Origin of the sequence: Burkholderia theae (genome assembly GCF_048565265.1) — a bacterium.
Lineage (GTDB): Bacteria > Pseudomonadota > Gammaproteobacteria > Burkholderiales > Burkholderiaceae > Burkholderia > Burkholderia theae.
The window spans coordinates 910,209-927,400 of sequence record NZ_CP183461.1 but is presented as its reverse complement, the minus strand read 5'-3'; the positions used below and the strand labels follow the sequence as shown (position 1 = coordinate 927,400).

Annotated in this window: 14 protein-coding genes and 1 pseudogene; 6 read left to right on the top strand and 9 right to left on the bottom strand. The window is 69.4% G+C overall.

Going from position 1 to position 17,192, the window contains the following annotated elements:
- Positions 1–188: 188 nt before the first annotated feature.
- The 6 genes from ACN22W_RS04315 to ACN22W_RS04290 all read left to right on the top strand — a co-directional run bounded on the left by ACN22W_RS04315 (position 189) and on the right by ACN22W_RS04290 (position 7,940).
- Positions 189–1,655 carry a carbohydrate porin gene (locus tag ACN22W_RS04315; protein ID WP_193097751.1) on the top strand — a complete coding sequence of 489 codons (1,467 nt, stop codon included), beginning with the start codon at positions 189–191 and terminating at the stop codon, positions 1,653–1,655.
- 67 nt (positions 1,656–1,722) lie between these two features.
- A complete protein-coding gene (locus ACN22W_RS04310) occupies positions 1,723–2,856 on the top strand; it encodes a hypothetical protein (RefSeq protein WP_129513864.1) in 1,134 nt (377 codons plus the stop codon).
- An 11-nt stretch (positions 2,857–2,867) separates the two neighbouring features.
- Entirely contained in the window at positions 2,868–4,169 is a 1,302-nt protein-coding gene (efeB, locus tag ACN22W_RS04305; protein ID WP_419686401.1) for an iron uptake transporter deferrochelatase/peroxidase subunit, read from the top strand.
- Between the two features lie 57 nt (positions 4,170–4,226).
- On the top strand, positions 4,227–5,261 hold the full coding sequence (locus ACN22W_RS04300; RefSeq protein ID WP_129513862.1) for an iron ABC transporter substrate-binding protein: 1,035 nt from the start codon (positions 4,227–4,229) through the stop codon (positions 5,259–5,261).
- A gap of 2 nt (positions 5,262–5,263) precedes the next feature.
- Positions 5,264–6,862: an ABC transporter permease gene (locus tag ACN22W_RS04295; protein ID WP_419686398.1), complete on the top strand. Its 1,599-nt coding sequence runs from the start codon at positions 5,264–5,266 to the stop codon at positions 6,860–6,862.
- A gap of 28 nt (positions 6,863–6,890) precedes the next feature.
- Complete coding sequence (locus tag ACN22W_RS04290) at positions 6,891–7,940, top strand: ABC transporter ATP-binding protein (protein WP_419686396.1); 1,050 nt, start codon at positions 6,891–6,893, stop codon at positions 7,938–7,940.
- 36 nt (positions 7,941–7,976) lie between these two features.
- On the opposite strand, the gene ACN22W_RS04285 is transcribed toward ACN22W_RS04290, so the two are convergent.
- The 9 genes and pseudogenes from ACN22W_RS04285 to ACN22W_RS04245 form a co-directional block, all read right to left on the bottom strand.
- Entirely contained in the window at positions 7,977–8,492 is a 516-nt protein-coding gene (locus tag ACN22W_RS04285; RefSeq protein ID WP_419686394.1) for an SRPBCC family protein, read from the bottom strand.
- 44 nt (positions 8,493–8,536) lie between these two features.
- The gene (locus ACN22W_RS04280) at positions 8,537–9,169 is read right to left on the bottom strand and encodes a LolA family protein (protein ID WP_129513858.1); all 633 of its coding nucleotides are present in this window, start codon (positions 9,167–9,169) and stop codon (positions 8,537–8,539) included.
- Positions 9,166–9,585: a quinol oxidase gene (locus ACN22W_RS04275; RefSeq protein WP_419686392.1), complete on the bottom strand. Its 420-nt coding sequence runs from the start codon at positions 9,583–9,585 to the stop codon at positions 9,166–9,168. The genes ACN22W_RS04280 and ACN22W_RS04275 overlap by 4 nt, the downstream gene beginning before the upstream one ends.
- A gap of 28 nt (positions 9,586–9,613) precedes the next feature.
- A pseudogene (locus ACN22W_RS04270) lies at positions 9,614–10,397 on the bottom strand (anti-sigma factor).
- Entirely contained in the window at positions 10,394–10,909 is a 516-nt protein-coding gene (locus ACN22W_RS04265; RefSeq protein ID WP_048242823.1) for a sigma-70 family RNA polymerase sigma factor, read from the bottom strand. Before ACN22W_RS04265 ends, ACN22W_RS04270 begins: the two are co-directional and overlap by 4 nt.
- A 43-nt stretch (positions 10,910–10,952) precedes the next feature.
- The gene (locus ACN22W_RS04260) at positions 10,953–11,312 is read right to left on the bottom strand and encodes a hypothetical protein (RefSeq protein ID WP_048242825.1); all 360 of its coding nucleotides are present in this window, start codon (positions 11,310–11,312) and stop codon (positions 10,953–10,955) included.
- A gap of 284 nt (positions 11,313–11,596) precedes the next feature.
- Positions 11,597–14,239 (bottom strand): beta strand repeat-containing protein, encoded by a 2,643-nt coding sequence (locus ACN22W_RS04255; protein ID WP_419686390.1) that lies wholly within the window; start codon positions 14,237–14,239, stop codon positions 11,597–11,599.
- A gap of 523 nt (positions 14,240–14,762) precedes the next feature.
- Positions 14,763–16,007, bottom strand: a complete 1,245-nt coding sequence (locus tag ACN22W_RS04250) for an NAD(P)/FAD-dependent oxidoreductase (protein ID WP_419686389.1) — start codon at positions 16,005–16,007, stop codon at positions 14,763–14,765.
- Positions 16,008–16,074: 67 nt separating this feature from the next.
- Positions 16,075–16,854 carry an ABC transporter substrate-binding protein gene (locus ACN22W_RS04245; RefSeq protein ID WP_419686388.1) on the bottom strand — a complete coding sequence of 260 codons (780 nt, stop codon included), beginning with the start codon at positions 16,852–16,854 and terminating at the stop codon, positions 16,075–16,077.
- Positions 16,855–17,192: the final 338 nt, after the last annotated feature.

Here is a 17,192-nt window from a genome sequence, read left to right as displayed (position 1 = left end):
ACCCGTAAGCCATCGGATTACATTCAGTAATTTAGATGCGAATCATTCTCGTTTACATTGACTTTCGCATTCGACACTCCTACGATGCGCCGCGTTGCGTTCATCTTTGTGCCCTGGCCAATCGGCGCCGAGCGTTCGGATAGCGCCTTAAAAGCAGGACTCCAGACTAAGAAAACCAGGGGTTTGATATGAAGTTTGTGTCGTTCCACGGAGACCGCATCCGCGTCCGGATGCGCCCCGCCGCCTGTGCGGCCGTCCTCGCTTGCGCGTCGTTCGCGAGCGGCGCCGCGTTCGCCGCCACGCCGGTCGACGCGCAGCCCGAAGCGCCCGAGGCCGACCTCGCGATCCAGGCAAAGCCGACCAACATGTGGACCGGCATCTGGAGCCGCCAGAGCCTGCTCGGCGACATGGGCGGCATCCGCCCGTGGCTCGGCAAGTACGGCGCGACGCTGCAGATCACCGAAACCAGCGAATATCTCGCGAACCTGCGCGGCGGCCTGAATCGCGGCGGCGCGTACGACGGGCTGACGACGGCGACTTTGACGGTCGATACGCAGAAGGCGATCGGCCTGCCCGGCGGCACGTTCAACGTCAGCGCGCTGCAGATCCACGGCACCAACCTGAGCGCGCGGAATCTCGGCACGCTCAACACCGCGAGCGGCATCGAGGCGCAGGGCACGACGCGCCTGTGGGAGCTGTGGTACCAGCAGTCGTTCCTCGACAAGCGCGTCGACGTGAAGATCGGCCAGCAGAGCCTGGACCAGGAATTCATGGTCAGCACGTATGCGAACACGTTCGTCAACACGATGTTCGGCTGGCCCGCGCTGCCGTCGTACGACCTGCCCAATGGCGGCCCTGCCTATCCGCTCGCCGGCCTCGGCGTGCGTGTGCGCGCGCAGATCACGCCGAAGCTCACCGCGCTCGCGGGCGTGTTCGACGGCGATCCGCTCGGCAACAACCCGAACAACCTGAGCGGCACGAACTTCAACCTGCACAACGGCGCGCTCTACATCGGCGAGTTGCAGTACGCGCTGAACCAGCCGTCCGACGGCGAAATGGATACCGGCCGCTCGAACGGGCTGCCGGGCACCTACAAGGTTGGCGTCTGGTATCACAACGGCCGCTTCGCGGACCAGAACGTCGGCACCGACGGGCTGTCGCTCTCGGATCCCGCGTCGAACGGCAGCGCGCAGCAGCACCACGGCGACTACAGCTTCTACGCAGTGGCCGACCAGATGATCTGGCGCCCGGACCCGACCGGCCCGCGCAGCCTCGGCGTGTTCGCACGCGTGATGGGCGCCCCCGGCGACCGCAACCTGGTGAGCTTCTCGGCCAATGCGGGCGTCGTGCTGAAGGCGCCGTTCGAAGGCCGCGACAACGACAGCGTCGGCCTCGGCGTCACGTACATCCAGGTCGGCAACCACGTGACCGACCTCGACCAGACCGCGCGGACGTTCGCGACGGGCCCGTACGGCGTGCGCACCCGCGAGACGACCGTCGAGGCGACCTACCAGTACCAGGTCAACCCGTGGTGGGTGATCCAGGCCGACGCGCAGTACACGTTCAATGCCGGTGCCGGCCAGAACCCGAGCGACGCGACCCAGCCGCTGCGCAACACGTTCGTGCTCGGCGCGCGCACGACCATCACGTTCTGAGCACCGCGCCCACGCCACCCGTTTTTCACGCGTCGCTGCGGCGGCGCGTCCCCCAGGAGAGACCCAGATGAATCAATCCGCCCCGCTTCGCCGCCTCGCGACGGGCGCACTGGCCGCCGTCGCGCTGACGGCTGCCGCCGGCGCGTTCGCCGAGCCGCAAGGCTTCCTCGAGACACTCCATCGCCACTCGCTGCTCGTCAACACGGTGCCCGACAACGGCGACCAGAACCCGTACGCGATCGCGGTCGCGCCGGTGTCGGCCGGCACGATCCAGGAAGGCGACGTACTCGTCGACAACTTCAACAACGCGGCGAACCTGCAAGGCACCGGCAGCACGATCGTCAACTACCGCCCGTCGACCAAGCAGATGAGCCTGTTCGCGACGATTCCGCGCGACCTGAAGGCATGCCCGGGCGGCGTCGGCCTGTCGACCGCGATGACGATGCTGAAGTCGGGCTGGGTGATCGTCGGCAGCACGCCGAGCAACGACGGCACGACGTCGACGAAGGGCGCCGGCTGCCTGATCGTGCTCGATCCGCAAGGCAAGGTCGCCTCGACGTGGTCGAGCCCGAACATCAACGACCCGTGGGGCAACATGGCCGTGGTCGACCGCGGCGACAGCGCGACGCTGTTCGTCAGCATGGCCGGCTTCGGCGTCGGCGGCGCGGACGGCAACCCGCCCGTCTACAAGCAGGCGACCGTGCTGCGTCTCGACCTCGACGTGCCCGCCGGCAAGCCGCCCGCGATCAAGCAGGAAACGGTCGTCGCGAGCGGCCTCGGCGCGCAGGCCGACAAGGGCGTGTTCCTCGTCGGCCCGACGGGCCTCGCGCTGTCGGGCGACCAGAAGAAGCTGTACGTGTCGGACGCGATCGGCAACCGGGTGGTCGAGATCGACGATCCGCTCACGCGCGACACGAGCGCGGGTGTCGGCCGCCAGGTCACGGCCGACGGCTTCCTGCGCCGTCCGCTCGCACTCGCGACCGCGCCGAACGGCCATCTGCTCGCGACCAACGCGCTGAACGGCCAGGTCGTCGAGATCGATCCGGTCGCCGGCAAGCAGCTCTATGCGCGCTGGATCGACACCGACAAGGCGCAATCGCCGCCCGGTAACGGCGACCTGTTCGGGATCGCGATGACGCCGGCCGGCGACGGTTTCTATTACGTCCAGGACGACGTCAACACGCTGATGCTCGCGAAGTAACGGAGCCGACCATGGCAGACGATCTGAACCCACCGTCGCGCCCCGCGCGCCGCGGCTTCCTGAAAGCCGGCGGCGCGGCGGTGGCCGCGAGCCTCGCAGCGGGCGCGATGCCGGCCGCGCACGCGGCCGATGCAGCGACCCCGGCCGCGCCGGATGCGCACGACAACGACCTCGAGCCGTTCTACGGCAAGCACCAGAGCGGCATCACGACGCCGCAGCAGCGCAACGCGTATTTCGCGGCGCTCGACCTCGCAACCGACAAACGCGCGGACGTGATCGCGCTGCTGAAGACGTGGACCGACGCGGCCGCGCGCCTGACGCGCGGCGACACCGCGCAGCCGCTGCCGGCGACCGGCGGCGACGACGTCGCGCCGGCTGACTCGGGCGACGCGCTCGGCATCGGCCCGTCGCGGCTGACGATCACGTTCGGCTTCGGGCCCGGCCTGTTCGCCGTTGCGGGCAAGGACCGCTACGGCCTCGCGAAGCAGCGCCCGGCCGCGCTCGTCGACCTGCCGCGCTTCAACGGCGACCAGCTGATTCCGGAGAAGACGGGCGGCGACCTGTTCATCCAGGCGTGCGCGAACGACGCGCAGGTCGCGTTCCACGCGGTGCGCCAGCTCGTGCGCCTCGGCGGCAAGGCCGTGCAGATGCGCTGGGGCCAGGCCGGCTTCACGTCCGGCAAGCCGGGCGAGACGCCGCGCAACCTGATGGGCTTCAAGGACGGCACGATGAACCCGTCGCGCGACGACCCGGCCGCGATGAACGAGTTCGTGTGGGCCGGCAGCGAAGGCCCGGCGTGGATGAACGGCGGCACCTACACGGTCGTGCGCCGCATCCGCATCACGCTCGAACACTGGGACAACACCGAGCTCGGTTTCCAGGAGCAGGTGTTCGGCCGCAAGAAGTACAGCGGCGCGCCGCTCGGCGGCAAGCAGGAATTCGAAGCGCTCGACCTCGACGCGGTCGACAAGGACGGCAATTCGGTGATCCCCGACAACGCGCACGCGCGTCTCGCATCGCCGCAACTGAACAACGGCGCGCAGATCCTGCGTCGCGCGTATTCGTACAACGACAGCGCGAACTTCTACATCGAGCGCTGGCCGCCGTGGCGCCAGCAGACCGAGTACGACGCGGGGCTGATGTTCGTCGCGCACCAGCGCGACCCGCGCAAGGGCTTCATTCCGATCAACGAGAAGCTCGCGAAGCTGGACATCATGAACCAGTTCACCACGCACGTCGGCAGCGCGATCTTCGCGTGTCCGCCGGGCGCGCAACCCGGTTCGTACATCGGCGCCGCGCTGTTCGAAGCGTAACGACACGACGACGCACTCATTTTTCCGGGTCGCCCGGATGCAACTCACGACGACGACATGAACACTTCACCCGTTAGCCGCCCGCTGCGGCACCTGATCTCCGCGGCCGCCGCCGCGCTCATGCTGACCGGCGCGCTGCACGTCTCGCACGCGCACGCCGCGACGCTCACGCTGTACAACGCGCAGCACGAGCAAGTCGTCAACCAGCTCGTCAAGGACTTCGAAGCGCAGAGCGGCATCACCGTGAAGGTGCGCTCGGGCGAAGGCCCGGCGCTCGCCGCGCAGATCGTCGCGGAAGGCGATCGCACGCCGGCCGACGTATACTTCACCGAGAATTCGCCCGAACTCGTGCTGCTCGACCGCAAGGGCCTGCTCGGGAAGATCGACGGCGCCGCATTGCAAGCGGTGCCCGCGCGCTTCAACCCGGCCGACGGCAACTGGGTCGGCGTGCTCGCGCGCGAGAACGTGCTCGTCTACAACACCGCGAAGCTCCAGCCGCAGCAACTGCCCGCGTCGCTGCTCGATCTCGCGAAGCCGGAATGGAAAGGCAAGGTCGGCGTCGCGCCGAGCGATGCGGACTTCCTGCCGCTCGTGAGCGCGGTGCTCGCGCTGCATGGCGAAGCCGCGACGCTGCAATGGCTGAAGGGCCTGAAGACCAACGCGCAGATCTTCGACGACGACGAAGGCGTGACGGCGGCCGTGAACCGCGGCGGCGTGCTGACCGGCATCATCAACAACTACTACTGGGACCGCCTGCACGCCGAGCTCGGTGACAAGTCGACGAAGAGCGCGATCCACCACTTCGGCAATCACGACGTGGGCGCGGCCGTAAACGTGTCGGGTGCCGCGGTGCTGAAGGCGTCGAAGCACCAGGCCGACGCGCAGAAGTTCGTCGAGTATCTCGTCAGCGAGCGAGCGCAGAAACTGATGGCGGGCGGTCACATCAGCTTCGAGTATCCGCTGCACCCGGGCGTCGCACCCGACCCGATCCTGAAGCCGTTCAACGAACTGAGCCCGCCGGCGCTGACGTTCGAACAGCTCGGCGACGACAGCCAGGCCGGCAAGCTGCTGCGCCAGGCCGGCCTGCTCTGACCGTGAGCGACGCCGTGTCCCGCACGGCGCGCGCCGTGCACGACGACGAACGCACCGCGACGCGGCGGCGCCCGTCGCGCGCGCTCGTCGCCGCGGCCGCGTGCGGGCCGCTGCTGATCCTGCTGCCGCTCGGCTTCACGCTGTACCGCGCGGCAACCTTCGGCTTCGACGATGCCATCGAGCTGCTGTGGCGGCCGCTCGTCGGCGAACTGCTCGTCAACACACTGTCGATCACGCTCGCCGCGACCGTCGCGTGCACGCTGCTCGGCACCGCGGTCGCGTGGTTCATCGAGCGCACGGACCTGCCGGCCCGGCCGCTGTGGACCGCGCTCGCCGCCGCGCCGCTCGCGGTGCCGCCGTTCATCACGAGCTATGCGTGGGTGTCGCTGAGCCTCGACCTGCAGGATTTCCTCGGCGCGCTGATCGTGCTGACGTCCGCGTACTTCCCGCTCGTCTATCTGCCGGTGGCCGCCGCGCTGCGCGAGCTCGATCCCGCGCTCGAAGAAAGCGCGCGCACGCTCGGCTGCTCGCCGTGGCATACCTTCTTTCGCGTCGTGCTGCCGCAGTTGCGCCCCGCACTGTGCGGCGGGATGCTGCTTGTCGCGCTCGGCGTGCTGTCCGAATTCGGCGCGTTCCAGCTGCTGCGCTTTCGTACCTTCACCACCGAGATCTACGCGGAATACCGCACCGCATTCGACGGCGGCGGCGCATCGTTGCTCGGCTGCGTGCTGATCGCGCTGTGCCTGCTGTGCCTCGCGATCGAGGCGCGAGCGCGCGGCCATGCGCGCTATGGCCATACGCACCGCGCCGCGCGCCGCGTCGCGATGCGTTATCCGCTCGGTTATCTTCGCGGCCCGGTCGCCGTGGCGTTCGCCGCGCTCGCGGCCGCGACGCTCGGCGTGCCGCTCGCGATGATCGGCTACTGGCTCACGCAACAGGGCGCGGCCGCCGTCACGCCGGCCGACGTGTCGCCCGAGCTGCTGTGGCAGACCACGCTCGCGTCGAGCGGCTACGGCCTCGCGGCGGCGGCCGTCACGACGCTGCTTGCGCTGCCGCTCGCGTTCCTGCTGGTCCGTTATCCGGGCCGCGTCGCAACGCTCCTCGAACGCACGGCGATGACCGTGCAGGGTGTGCCGGGCATCGTCGTCGCGCTGGCGATCGTGTCGATCACGGTGCGGCTGCTGCAGCCGCTCTACCAGAGCGCGCCGGCGCTCGTCGGCGCGTACGCGATCCTGTTCCTGCCGCTCGCGGTCGTCAGCGTGCGCGCGGCGCTGTCGCACGTGCAGGTCCGGCTCGAGGAAACCGCACGCTCGCTCGGCCTCGGCTGGCGCGCAACGCTCACGCGCGTGGTGCTGCCGCTCGCGGCACCGGGTCTCGGCGCGGCCGCGACGATGGTGTTCATTTCGGTCGTGACGGAACTCAACGCGACGCTGCTGCTGTCGCCGATCGGCACCCGCACGCTCGCGACGCAGGTGTGGAGCGATACGGCGACGCTCGCGTTCGCGGCCGCGGCGCCTTATGCGGCGCTGCTCGTCGCGCTGTCGCTGGGCGCATCGGGACTGCTGTTCCTGCTGCTCGGCCGCGCGTCGGTGCGCGACTGAGCGCCGCCTTTTTTCTCCGGAACCGCTCATGAGCGAATTACGCATTCACGGCCTGTCCAAATCGTTCGGATCGCATACCGTCCTGCACGACATCGACCTCACGGTGCGGCGCGGCTCGCGGCTCGCGCTGCTCGGCCCGTCCGGCAGCGGCAAGACGACGCTGCTGCGCGTGCTGTGCGGCTTCGAGCGCGCCGAGCGCGGCACCGTCGAGATCGACGGGCGCCGCGTTGCCGCGCCCGACGTGCACCTGCCGCCCGAACAGCGCCGGATCGGTTACGTGCCGCAGGAAGGCGCGCTGTTTCCGCATCTGTCGGTGGCCGACAACATCGCGTTCGGGCTGCCGCGCGCGGCGCGGCGGCGCCATCATCGCGTCGACGAACTGCTCGAGATGGTCGGTCTGCCCGCATCGTATGCGAGCCGTGCGCCGCAGCAACTGTCCGGCGGGCAGCAGCAGCGCGTTGCACTCGCGCGCGCGCTGGCGCCCGAGCCGTCGCTCGTGATTCTCGACGAACCGTTCTCCGCGCTCGATACGTCGCTGCGGCACGAAACGCGCAGCGCGGTCGCGGACGCGCTCGCCGCGGCGGGCGCGACGTCGGTGCTCGTCACGCACGACCAGCCCGAGGCGATGACGCTCGGCGACGAAGTGGCGGTGATGTGGCAAGGCCGGCTCGTGCAGACGGCCGCGCCTCAGATGCTGTACCGGCAGCCGGTGACGCGCGACGTCGCATCGTTCGTCGGTCAGGCCGTGCTGCTCGCGGGCCGCGTGCATAACGCGCGCATCGCATGCGCGCTCGGCAACCTGCCGCTCGTCGCGCCGCTACCCGACGGGCCGGCCGACGCGATGCTGCGCCCCGAGCAGATCGGCATCGTGCCGGTCGCGCAGGTCGACGCGGCGCGTGGCCATACGGCGCGCGTCGAAGCCGCGCAGTTCGCAGGCCAGGACGCCGACGTGCTCGCGCGCCTCGATGCCGACAGCGACGTGCTCGTGCGGGTACGCGTGCCGGGACACCGGTGTCCGGCCGTCGGCGAACGCGTCGCACTGGTAGTGGACGGCGCGGTGATGGCGTACGCGCGCTGAGCGGCGCGGATCGTCGTCACACGCGGTTACGCGTCGTCACGCGTCGGCGCAGCCCGCGCCCGACAGCGGCCGGAACGTCCGGCCCTCCGTCTCGACCGCCGCGCCCAGCAGCCGCGCGAGACCCTTCGCGCCTTCGCGCATCACGACGTCGTGATTCCAGCGGAACAGCGGCCGCGCGAGCGGCTCCAGCCAGTTCATCCAGCGCACGTGCGTACGGATATGCCAGTCGTAGCGCACGACGGTGCACGCACCGTCACCGGCAAACGACCAGCATCCGTTGCCTTCGATCGCGCCGCTCGCGCGGCCTTCGAGCGCATGCGGCGGCTCGACGCGCCGCACGCGCATGTCGAAGGTCAGCCGGTACGGCAACGCGCCCTTCCACGTATATCGGTGCAATGCGCCGACGCCGCGCGCGTCGCCCTCCTCGATCTCCACGGTGCGCACGGCGCCCTTCCACCAGTCGGGCCAGCGGTCGACCTGGTAGATCGCGTCCCAGACCGCCGCGAGCGGCGCATCCACGCGCCAGGTCGTCGAGAACCGGTATTCCGCCATGCAGCCTCCGGCGTGCCCGTCACGGGCATGAATCAGGGCGCCGCTCAGGGCGCGAAGAAGCGCTCGGGAAACGCGACGTCGATCTCGACATCGTCAAGCGTCACCGTTTCGAGCGGCACATCGTCATCGTCCGCGAAGCTGACGACCTTCAGCGGAAAGCCGTCCTCGGTGTCCAGCCACAACCGGTAGCGATGCACACCGTCGACCACGTGCGCGGGCGCGCCCGTGACCGACACGCGCAGCGCGGTCCGGCCGCCGACGGCCTCCTCGCCTTCGGTCACCGTCGCGCCGCCCTGCTGCAGCGCATGAACGTTGCGCAGCAGCTCGCCGACGTCCGACCGGTCGACCCGGTGGCCGCTGCGGTCGCGCACGAGCGGATTGGACGGCGACAGCGTCAGCGCGGGCGGCGCGTGTGCGCCGAACGGGCGCAGCCGCACCTTGCCTTCGCCGGGATCGTACGCGAGCACCGCGCCGTGATGCGGCGACACGAAATCCATCCGGACGAAACCCGGTTTCAGGTACGCATAGCGGAATTCGGTGTGCTCGCCGCCCCGCGCCGACGAGCGGATCGTCGCGCGGTACGAGCGGACGTGGTCGAAATGCGTCTGCGCGACGGTCACGGGATCGGCTGTCATGCTCGCTCCTATCAGGCTCGCGGCCAGCAACGCGGCGATCACGGCGCCGCCTCGACGTGGAGCACGCCTTCCATCCCGCGCTCGCGATGGCTACTGAAAAACAGCAGCCGATGCGTGCAATAGTAGGCGAACCGGCCCGCTTGCGTCGGCGTGATGCGAAAGGTCTTCGGCGTCGTGGTCAGTTCGGTGTGCACCGCGATACCGGCCTGCGGCGCATCGATTTCGAAGCTGTGCGGCACCAGGCCGCGCTCCGCCGATACGGTCAGCTCGACCGGCACGTGCGCCCGCACGATCACGTGGTTCGGATGGAAGAAATAGCTGCCGCCGACGATCGCCACCCGCTGCACGCCGTCGGCGTCGACCGGCACGCGCACGGGCGCGTCGCCGTCCGCTCGTGCAAGCGCGGCGCCCGTCACGAGCGCCGCCAGCACCAGCCCCTTTGCCATCGTCGTCTTCATCGGCTGCTCCCTGCCGGCGCCGCGCGCGTCATCCCTTCCACGCGTCGGTCGAGCCGCCGAGCGCGCCGCACGCTTCGATCGCGAGCTCGCGCAGGCGACGTTCGTCGCCGCGGCCGGACAATGCGTAGCCCATGCCGCGATCCGACCAGAAATACGTGTAGCGGCCGTCGGCCGACATCGCCTGCGGCGCGAGGTGCCGCGTGTCGTACGCGGTCACGTACAGCGTCACGCGCTCGCCGTCCGCGCGCTGGTACATCAGTTGCGCGGCCGGCCCCGCTTCGCCGGGGAGCAACCGGCCGCCCAGCAGCGCGTAGCCGTATTCGTCGAGCGATGGCGCACGCACGGGCCGCCCGACACGCGCCGACAGCCACGCGGCGAGACGTTCGGGATTGCCCGCGCCGACCTCGACCGGATGCTCGCGATCGGCTGCGTACACCGCATACGCGACATCCGCGCGCGCGGCGAACGCGGGTTCGCTGCCGAACGCCGTCCAGCCCGCGTGCAGCGCGACGCCGATCAACAGCCCGGCCGCCAGCCCCGCGAACGCATACGCGAACGCGCGCCGGCGCCGGCGCGCGGCGCTGCACGAACAGCGCGGACGCGGCGCCCGGCAGCGGAAACAGCGCCTGCAGCGCGTCGCGCTGCGCCCGGTAATGCGCGAATCGTTCGGCTTCCTCCGGATCGGATTGCAGGCGCTCGAGCACCTCGCGGCGCTCGTGCCCGGACAGCTCGCCATCCAGCAACGCGGACAGCAGTTGTGCCGACGCATCGTCGTCCCGCTCGTTCGAAGGCTTGTGCGAATCGTCCATCATGTTTTCCCGATCACCCGTAACGCGGCCGTGCCGTGCGCCGACGGTTCGTCCGACAGCAGTGCGCGCATCTGCCCGCGCGCCCGCGCGAGCCGCGACATCACGGTTCCCACCGGCACGCCGAGCACCTGCGCGGCGTCGCGATAGCTCAACTCTTCGAGCGCGACCAGCAGCAGCACCTCACGCTGCTCGACCGGCAGCCGGTACAGCGCGCGCTGCACGTCGCGCAGCACCAGCCCGCCGATCTCGCCGGCCGGCGCGGCCATCGTCTGCCACGGCGCCGTCGCGTCGTCGACCGCGATCTCGTGCCGCGCACGCAACTGGTCGATGAAGCGATGCCGCAGCAGCGTCAGCAACCACGCGCGCAGGTTGCCGCCATCGCGCGGCGGCCGGTTCAGCGCCCGCTCGAGCGTGTCCTGCACGAGATCGTCCGCCCAGGCCCGGTCGCCCGTCAGCGCACGCGCATAGCGCGTGAGATGCGGCAGCCACACCAGCAGATCCGATTCGTAGCTCATCAGGATGCCTCGCGCGTCGCCGCGCCATCACACCGTCGCACCATCATGGACGCGCGACGTGCCACATGCCGCCGATCCCGTCGCCGCCCGTGTCGCCGGCCTTGTGATCCATCTTCCAGCGATACAGCGGGCGCCCGCGATACGCCCACTGCTTCTTGCCATCGTCGCGCGCGACGAGACTCAGCGCGCCCGATGCCTTGTCGTACGGGTCCGCGAGCGCGGGCGGCCAGTTGGCCGCGCAGGCGCTGTCGCACGCGCTCTTGCCGGGCGCGTCGCGATCGAACACGTATAGCGTCATGTGCGCTTCGTCGACCAGTTTCCCGTCGCCGACCTGGGGCGGTTCCGCGGCCGCCGGCCGCACGATCGCCGCTGTCAGCGCGGCGGCGAGGAGCATCCGTTTCATTGCCGTTCTCCTTGACGTGGCCTCGCGGCACGGCGGCACCGGACGGGACGATCGGCTTCGTCGCGATCATTATCCCGCCGGGCGGCCGTGCCGGGATTCGGTATGTAAACGGACGAAGGCGGCCGGTTATTCCATGCCGCCCGGCGCGGGTCGGCAGCGGCCATTCGTGCGACGAAAGAAAGCGGGACATCAAAAGACAACGCGGCATGACATTCCTGTCATGCCGCGTTGCACGACCCGTGTTGCCCGGCGGCCGAGACGGCGCCGCCGGGCAATCGGGCGAGTTACTTCGGCAGTGCGCCCGTCAGCGACTGGAGCAGCGACGTCACCGGTGCAAGCGGGTTGCTCGGCGAGCTGCTGCCCGAATGCGGCGTGACCGACAGGCCCGGCGCGGAGCCGAGCGCCGTGCCCACCGTCGTGCCGACCGCATTGACGACCGTCGCCGTTGCGTTCGCGCCCGTCGTCAGCAGCGAGCCAACCGCGCCCGCCGTGCCACCGGCCGCATTCGCGCCCGAACCGAGCAGGCTGCCGCCGGCCGCCGCCGGCGAACCGGCCGCGCCCGTCAACGCGCCGGCCGCCTGCCCGAGGGCCGCCGGACCGTTCGCGAGTGCGCCCGTCACCGAACCGAGCGCGCCGGTCAGCGCGCCGGCCGGGTTGCCGCCGCCCGTCAGGCCGTTCACGAGGTTCGTGATCGGTGCGATCGGGTTGTTGCCCGCCGCGCCCGACAGCGTGCCGACGACCTGGTTCACGACACCTTGGACCGGCGCCAGCGGGTTCGACCCGCCGAGGTTGCCGAGTGCGCCCGTCACCGAGTTCAGCGCGCCCGTCAGTGCACCGGCCGGATTGCCGCTGCCGAGCGTACCGACGACCTGGTTCACGACGCCTTGCACCGGTGCCAGCGGGTTCGTGCCGCCCAGCCCGCCGAGCGCGCCCACCACGGAGCCGACCGCGTTACCCAGTGCGTTCGTGGCCGTGCCGACCGCGTTGCTACTGCCGAGCGTGCCGACGACCTGGTTCACGACGCCCTGCACCGGCGCCAGCGGATTCGACCCGCCGAGGTTGCCGAGTGCGCCCGTCACCGAGCCAAGGGCGCCGGTCAGCGCGCCGGCCGCGTTACCGCCCGTCGGCAGCGCGTTCTGCAGGCCGTTGACGAGGTTCGTGATCGGCGTGATCGGGCTGCCGCCGCCGGCGCCGGACAGCGTGCCGACGACCTGGTTCACGACGCCTTGCACCGGCGCCAGCGGGTTCGCGCCGCTGAGCGCACCCGTCACCGAGTTCAGCGCGTTCGTCAGTGCGCCTGCCGGATTGCCGTCGCCGAGCGTGCCCGCAAGCTGCGAGACGACGCCTTGCACCGGTGCGAGCGGGCTTCCTGCACCGCCGACATTGCCGAGCGTGCCCGTGATCGTGTTGACCGCATTGCTCAACGCGCCGGCCGGGTTGCCGCTGCCGAGCGTGCCCGTGACCTGGTCGACGACGCTCTGGATCGGCGCGATCGGGTTCGAACCGCCGCCGATGCCGCCCAGTGCGCCCGTTACCGTGCCGAGTGCGCCGGTCAGTGCGCCTGCCGGGTTGCCGCCGCCGAGGGCGCCCGTGACCTGGTTCACGACACCCTGGATCGGAGCAAGCGGGTTCGAGCCGCCGCCGATGTTGCCCAGTGCGCCCGTTACCGTGCCGAGTGCGCCGGTCAGTGCGCCGGCGGGGTTGCCGCCGCCGAGGGCGCCCGTGACCTGGTTCACGACACCCTGGACCGGAGCAAGCGGGTTCGAGCCGCCGCCGATGTTGCCCAGTGCGCCCGTTACCGTGCCGAGTGCGCCGGTCAGTGCGCCGGCCGGATTGCCGCCGCCGAGGGCGCCCGTGACCTGGTTCACGACACCCTGGACCGGAGCAAGCGGGTTCGAGCCGCCGCCGATGTTGCCCAGTGCGCCCGTTACCGTGCCGAGTGCGCCAGTCAGTGCGCCTGCCGGGTTGCCGCCGCCGAGGGCGCCCGTGACCTGATTCACGACACCTTGCACCGGCGCCAGCGGGTTCGAGCCGCCACCGATACCGCCCAATGCGCCCGTTGCGGTACCGAGTGCGTTGCTCAACGCGCCGGTCGCCGTATTCAATGCGCCAGTCAGTGCACCGGCCGGATTGCCGCCGCTGAGCGCGCCTGTCACCTGATTCACCACACCTTGCACCGGCGCCAGCGGGTTCGAACCGCCACCGATACCGCCCAACGCGCCAGTCACCGTGCCGAGTGCACCCGTCAACGCGCCTGCCGGGTTGCCGCCACCGAGCGCGCCCGTCACCTGATTCACCACACCTTGCACCGGCGCCAGCGGGTTCGAACCGCCACCGATACCGCCCAACGCGCCAGTCACCGTGCCGAGTGCACCAGTCAATGCGCCTGCCGGGTTGCCGCCACCAAGCGCGCCCGTCACCTGATTCACCACGCCTTGGACCGGCGCCAGAGGATTCGCGCCGCCGCCGATACCGCCCAGTGCGCCCGTTGCGGTACCGAGTGCGTTGCTCAGCGCGCCGGTCGCCGTGTTCAATGCGCCAGTCAGTGCACCGGCCGGATTGCCGCCGCTGAGCGCACCCGTCACCTGGTTCAGCACACCCTGTACCGGCGCGAGCGGCGTCACCGTGCCGCCGCCACCGCCGAGTGCGCCCGTCACCGCCCCCACGGCGCCCGACAGTACCTGGCCTGGATCGCCGAGCGACGTCTGGATCGCGCCTGCCCCGCCCGCCGCCACGGTCACCGAGCCCAGCGGCGACGTGCCCGTCGCGACCAGCCCGACCGACACGCTGTTCGTCGGCGGATTGACGATCACTTGCGGGATCGGCAGCGAATCGAGGGCCCCCGCCATCGCGGAACCCGAAGCCAGTACCCCGAACACCGTCGCGACCGACAGCGCCACACCCGTCAATTTAAGATTTTGTCCCATCCTTATTCACCCCATCTCGGTTGGCACTACGTTGATAAAGCATGGGGACGGATTGCACGAAGCGTGCCAATTCAAAAAAGCGGATCCATTCGTCTGTCCATTTCCACCCAATAACGCCTTTTTTATTGATTTCAGGCGAAACAAGCGGGTTGCAGACGGTTGCGGAGTCCGAATCATCTGATGAAAAAGGCTGACGGAACGCGGATGTAACGTAACGTTTGCGAGCCCCGTGGTAACGTGTTCCGGTACATTCCGCGTAACGCCGGAACGTCCGGTCGCGACGGTGCGGCACCTCGTCTGCGCCGGCTACGCATTGCGCATTTCAGCGATATGAAAATGCATTGATAAATCGCGAATTGGCTTATTTTCTTTATTCTGCGATTTCTTTCTTGCCGATTACGCAGATCATTTCCGATCACGTGGCATTCGACAATACGGACAGCCGAACGAAAAACTGTGACAGCCGCATTGCAAGCGGTGCGCGCGGCGACGGCAACCGGGGCCGCATCGCCGCGCGGCAGGTTCAACCGAAGCGCGCGGGCCGATACGGATGGGGATCGATATAGGTCGGCGCGCCAGTCATCATTTCGGCAAGCAGGCGCCCGGTCGCGGGGCCGAGCGTCAGCCCGTGATGGCAATGGCCGAACGCGAACCACAGATGGCGATGGCGCGGCGCGGGCCCGATCACCGGACGCATGTCGGGCGTGCACGGCCGCATCCCGAGCCACGGCTCGGGATCGAGCCGCTCGCCGATGCCGAACGCGTCGCGCGCCAGCGGTTCGGCGCGCGCGGGTTGCACGCCGGTCGGCGGCGCGCCGCGCAACGCGATCTCGACGCCGGTCGTGAGCCGCAGGCGGCCGCCCTCCATCGGCGCGACGACGAAACCTTCCTCGGTATCGCACACGGGCACGTTCAGCGGCGTGCGCGTCGGCCGGTAATGCATGTGATAGCCGCGCTTCGCGCGCAGCGGAATCCGGTAACCGAGCGGCGCGAACACGTGATCGGACCAGGGCCCGAGCGCGACCACGGCCGAGCGTGCCGAGATCGGCCCGTGCTCGGTACCGACCCGCCAGCCGTCATCCACCTGCGCGAGCGTCGTCGCGTCGCCCCGCACGAACGTGCCGCCGTCGCGTTCGAACAGCCGCGCATAGGCCTTCGTCAGCCCGCCCGGGCTCGACACGGTCTTCGGATCCTGCCAGTGGAATGCGCCGCAGAACGCGTCGCTGACACCGGGCTCGCGCTCGCGCAGCGCACGCGCATCGAGCACCGTCATCCGCAGCCCGTGCGCGGCGGCCACGCGCTGTTGCGCACGTGCTTCCGCATCGAACAGCGTGGGCGACCGGAATGCCTCGATCCATCCGCCGTCATGCACGAGCGGCTGCGCGTCGGTGCGCGCGAGCAGCGCGTCGTGCTCGACGACGCTCGCCGCGACGAGCGGCAGCAGGTCGCGCGCGGCGGCCGCGAGCCGCTGCGGCGACGATTCGCGCCAGAAGCGCGCGAGCCATCCCGCATAGGCGGGCAGCGCGCGGTAGTCCCAATAGAGATCGACCGAGCGGTTGCGCGCATAGCGCAACAGCGTGCCGAGCCGGCGCGGAAACGCATACGGCACGACCGACGAGCGCTCGATCAGCCCGGCGTTGCCGTGGCTCGTTTCCTCGCCCGGCGCGCGCCGGTCGACGAGCGCGACGCGCAGCCCGCGATCCTGCAGATGCAGTGCCGACGACACGCCGACGATGCCGGCCCCCAGAACGATGACGTCGAAATCCATGGTTCCCCGTACTGCGTCGAGATTGGATGCGACACGCGCCGGCACCGCGGCCGGCGCGCGGCCGTGCTTACTTCGCGACGATGTCGCGCTTGAAGTACTTCTGCGACAGCGCGCCGAGCGTACCGTCCTTCTTCAGCGCATCGAGCGCGCCGACGATCTTCGCCTGCAGCACCTTGTCGCCCTTGCGCATCCCGAAGCCCGTGCCTTCGCCGAGCGTCGCCGGATCCTTCAGCGGCTCGCCGACGATCTGGTAGTCGCGGCCGGCCGGCTTGTCGAGGAAACCGTCCTGCGCGGTCTGCGCTTCCTGCACGGCCGCGTCGAGACGCCCCGCGACGAGATCGGCGTAGATCTGGTCCTGGTCCTGATACGACACGACGGCCACGCCCGCATTGGCCCAGTGCGCCTTCAGGAAGTCCTCCTGCGACGAGCCCTGCAGCACGCCGACGTGCTTGCCGCGCAGGCTCGCGACGTCGGGTCGCAGCGGCGAGCCGCGTTTGGCGACCATCACGATCGGCACCACGTAGATGGCCGGCGTGAAGTCGATGCTTTGCTTGCGCTTCGCGGTGATGTTCATCGCCGAGTTGATCGCATCGAACTTGCGCGCCTGCAGCGCCGGAATCAGGCCGTCGAACGAATTCTCGACCCACACGCATTTCATGTTCAGCTTCGCGCACACCGCGTTGCCGATGTCGACGTCGAAACCCTGCAGCTGGCCGGCCGGCGTCTTGCTCTCGAACGGCGGATAGGCGGCTTCGATCCCGAAGCGCAACGTGGTCTGTTCCGCATGGGCCGCAACGGCCGAGCATGCAAGCGCCGTGACGGCGCAGAGGGAAAGCTTCCAGTTCATGGCGGTCCTTCTGTTCTGGATTGAGGCGATGAAGATCGGTCGCACGACGCCCTCGACCGGGCGCCGGATCGGCACTCGAGGCAGGCGGCCGCCGCACGGCGACGCGTCGCGTCCTGCACGCGAAATATAGACTCAAAGTCTATATTAGACTATAGGGGATACGAGAATCCTGCGCCTTCACATCGCGTCGGAATTTTTACGACCATCCGAAAACACCGTTGATTTTCCAGTGTTTTCCATAAAACCTACGACAGCACAGAGTCTCGAAAAGAAAAATTCTCCCGATTTCATTTGTCTATATTAGACTTTTCGTCCATCAATAACACCGCCGGACGCCA

Coding starts and splice junctions, on each gene's coding strand:
- ACN22W_RS04315 (WP_193097751.1), top strand. CDS start 189: ATGAAGTTTGTGTCGTTCCACGGAGACCGCATCCGCGTCCGGATGCGC.
- ACN22W_RS04310 (WP_129513864.1), top strand. CDS start 1,723: ATGAATCAATCCGCCCCGCTTCGCCGCCTCGCGACGGGCGCACTGGCC.
- efeB (WP_419686401.1), top strand. CDS start 2,868: ATGGCAGACGATCTGAACCCACCGTCGCGCCCCGCGCGCCGCGGCTTC.
- ACN22W_RS04300 (WP_129513862.1), top strand. CDS start 4,227: ATGAACACTTCACCCGTTAGCCGCCCGCTGCGGCACCTGATCTCCGCG.
- ACN22W_RS04290 (WP_419686396.1), top strand. CDS start 6,891: ATGAGCGAATTACGCATTCACGGCCTGTCCAAATCGTTCGGATCGCAT.
- ACN22W_RS04285 (WP_419686394.1), bottom strand. CDS start 8,492: ATGGCGGAATACCGGTTCTCGACGACCTGGCGCGTGGATGCGCCGCTC.
- ACN22W_RS04275 (WP_419686392.1), bottom strand. CDS start 9,585: ATGAAGACGACGATGGCAAAGGGGCTGGTGCTGGCGGCGCTCGTGACG.
- ACN22W_RS04265 (WP_048242823.1), bottom strand. CDS start 10,909: ATGAGCTACGAATCGGATCTGCTGGTGTGGCTGCCGCATCTCACGCGC.
- ACN22W_RS04260 (WP_048242825.1), bottom strand. CDS start 11,312: ATGAAACGGATGCTCCTCGCCGCCGCGCTGACAGCGGCGATCGTGCGG.
- ACN22W_RS04255 (WP_419686390.1), bottom strand. CDS start 14,239: ATGGGACAAAATCTTAAATTGACGGGTGTGGCGCTGTCGGTCGCGACG.
- ACN22W_RS04250 (WP_419686389.1), bottom strand. CDS start 16,007: ATGGATTTCGACGTCATCGTTCTGGGGGCCGGCATCGTCGGCGTGTCG.
- ACN22W_RS04245 (WP_419686388.1), bottom strand. CDS start 16,854: ATGAACTGGAAGCTTTCCCTCTGCGCCGTCACGGCGCTTGCATGCTCG.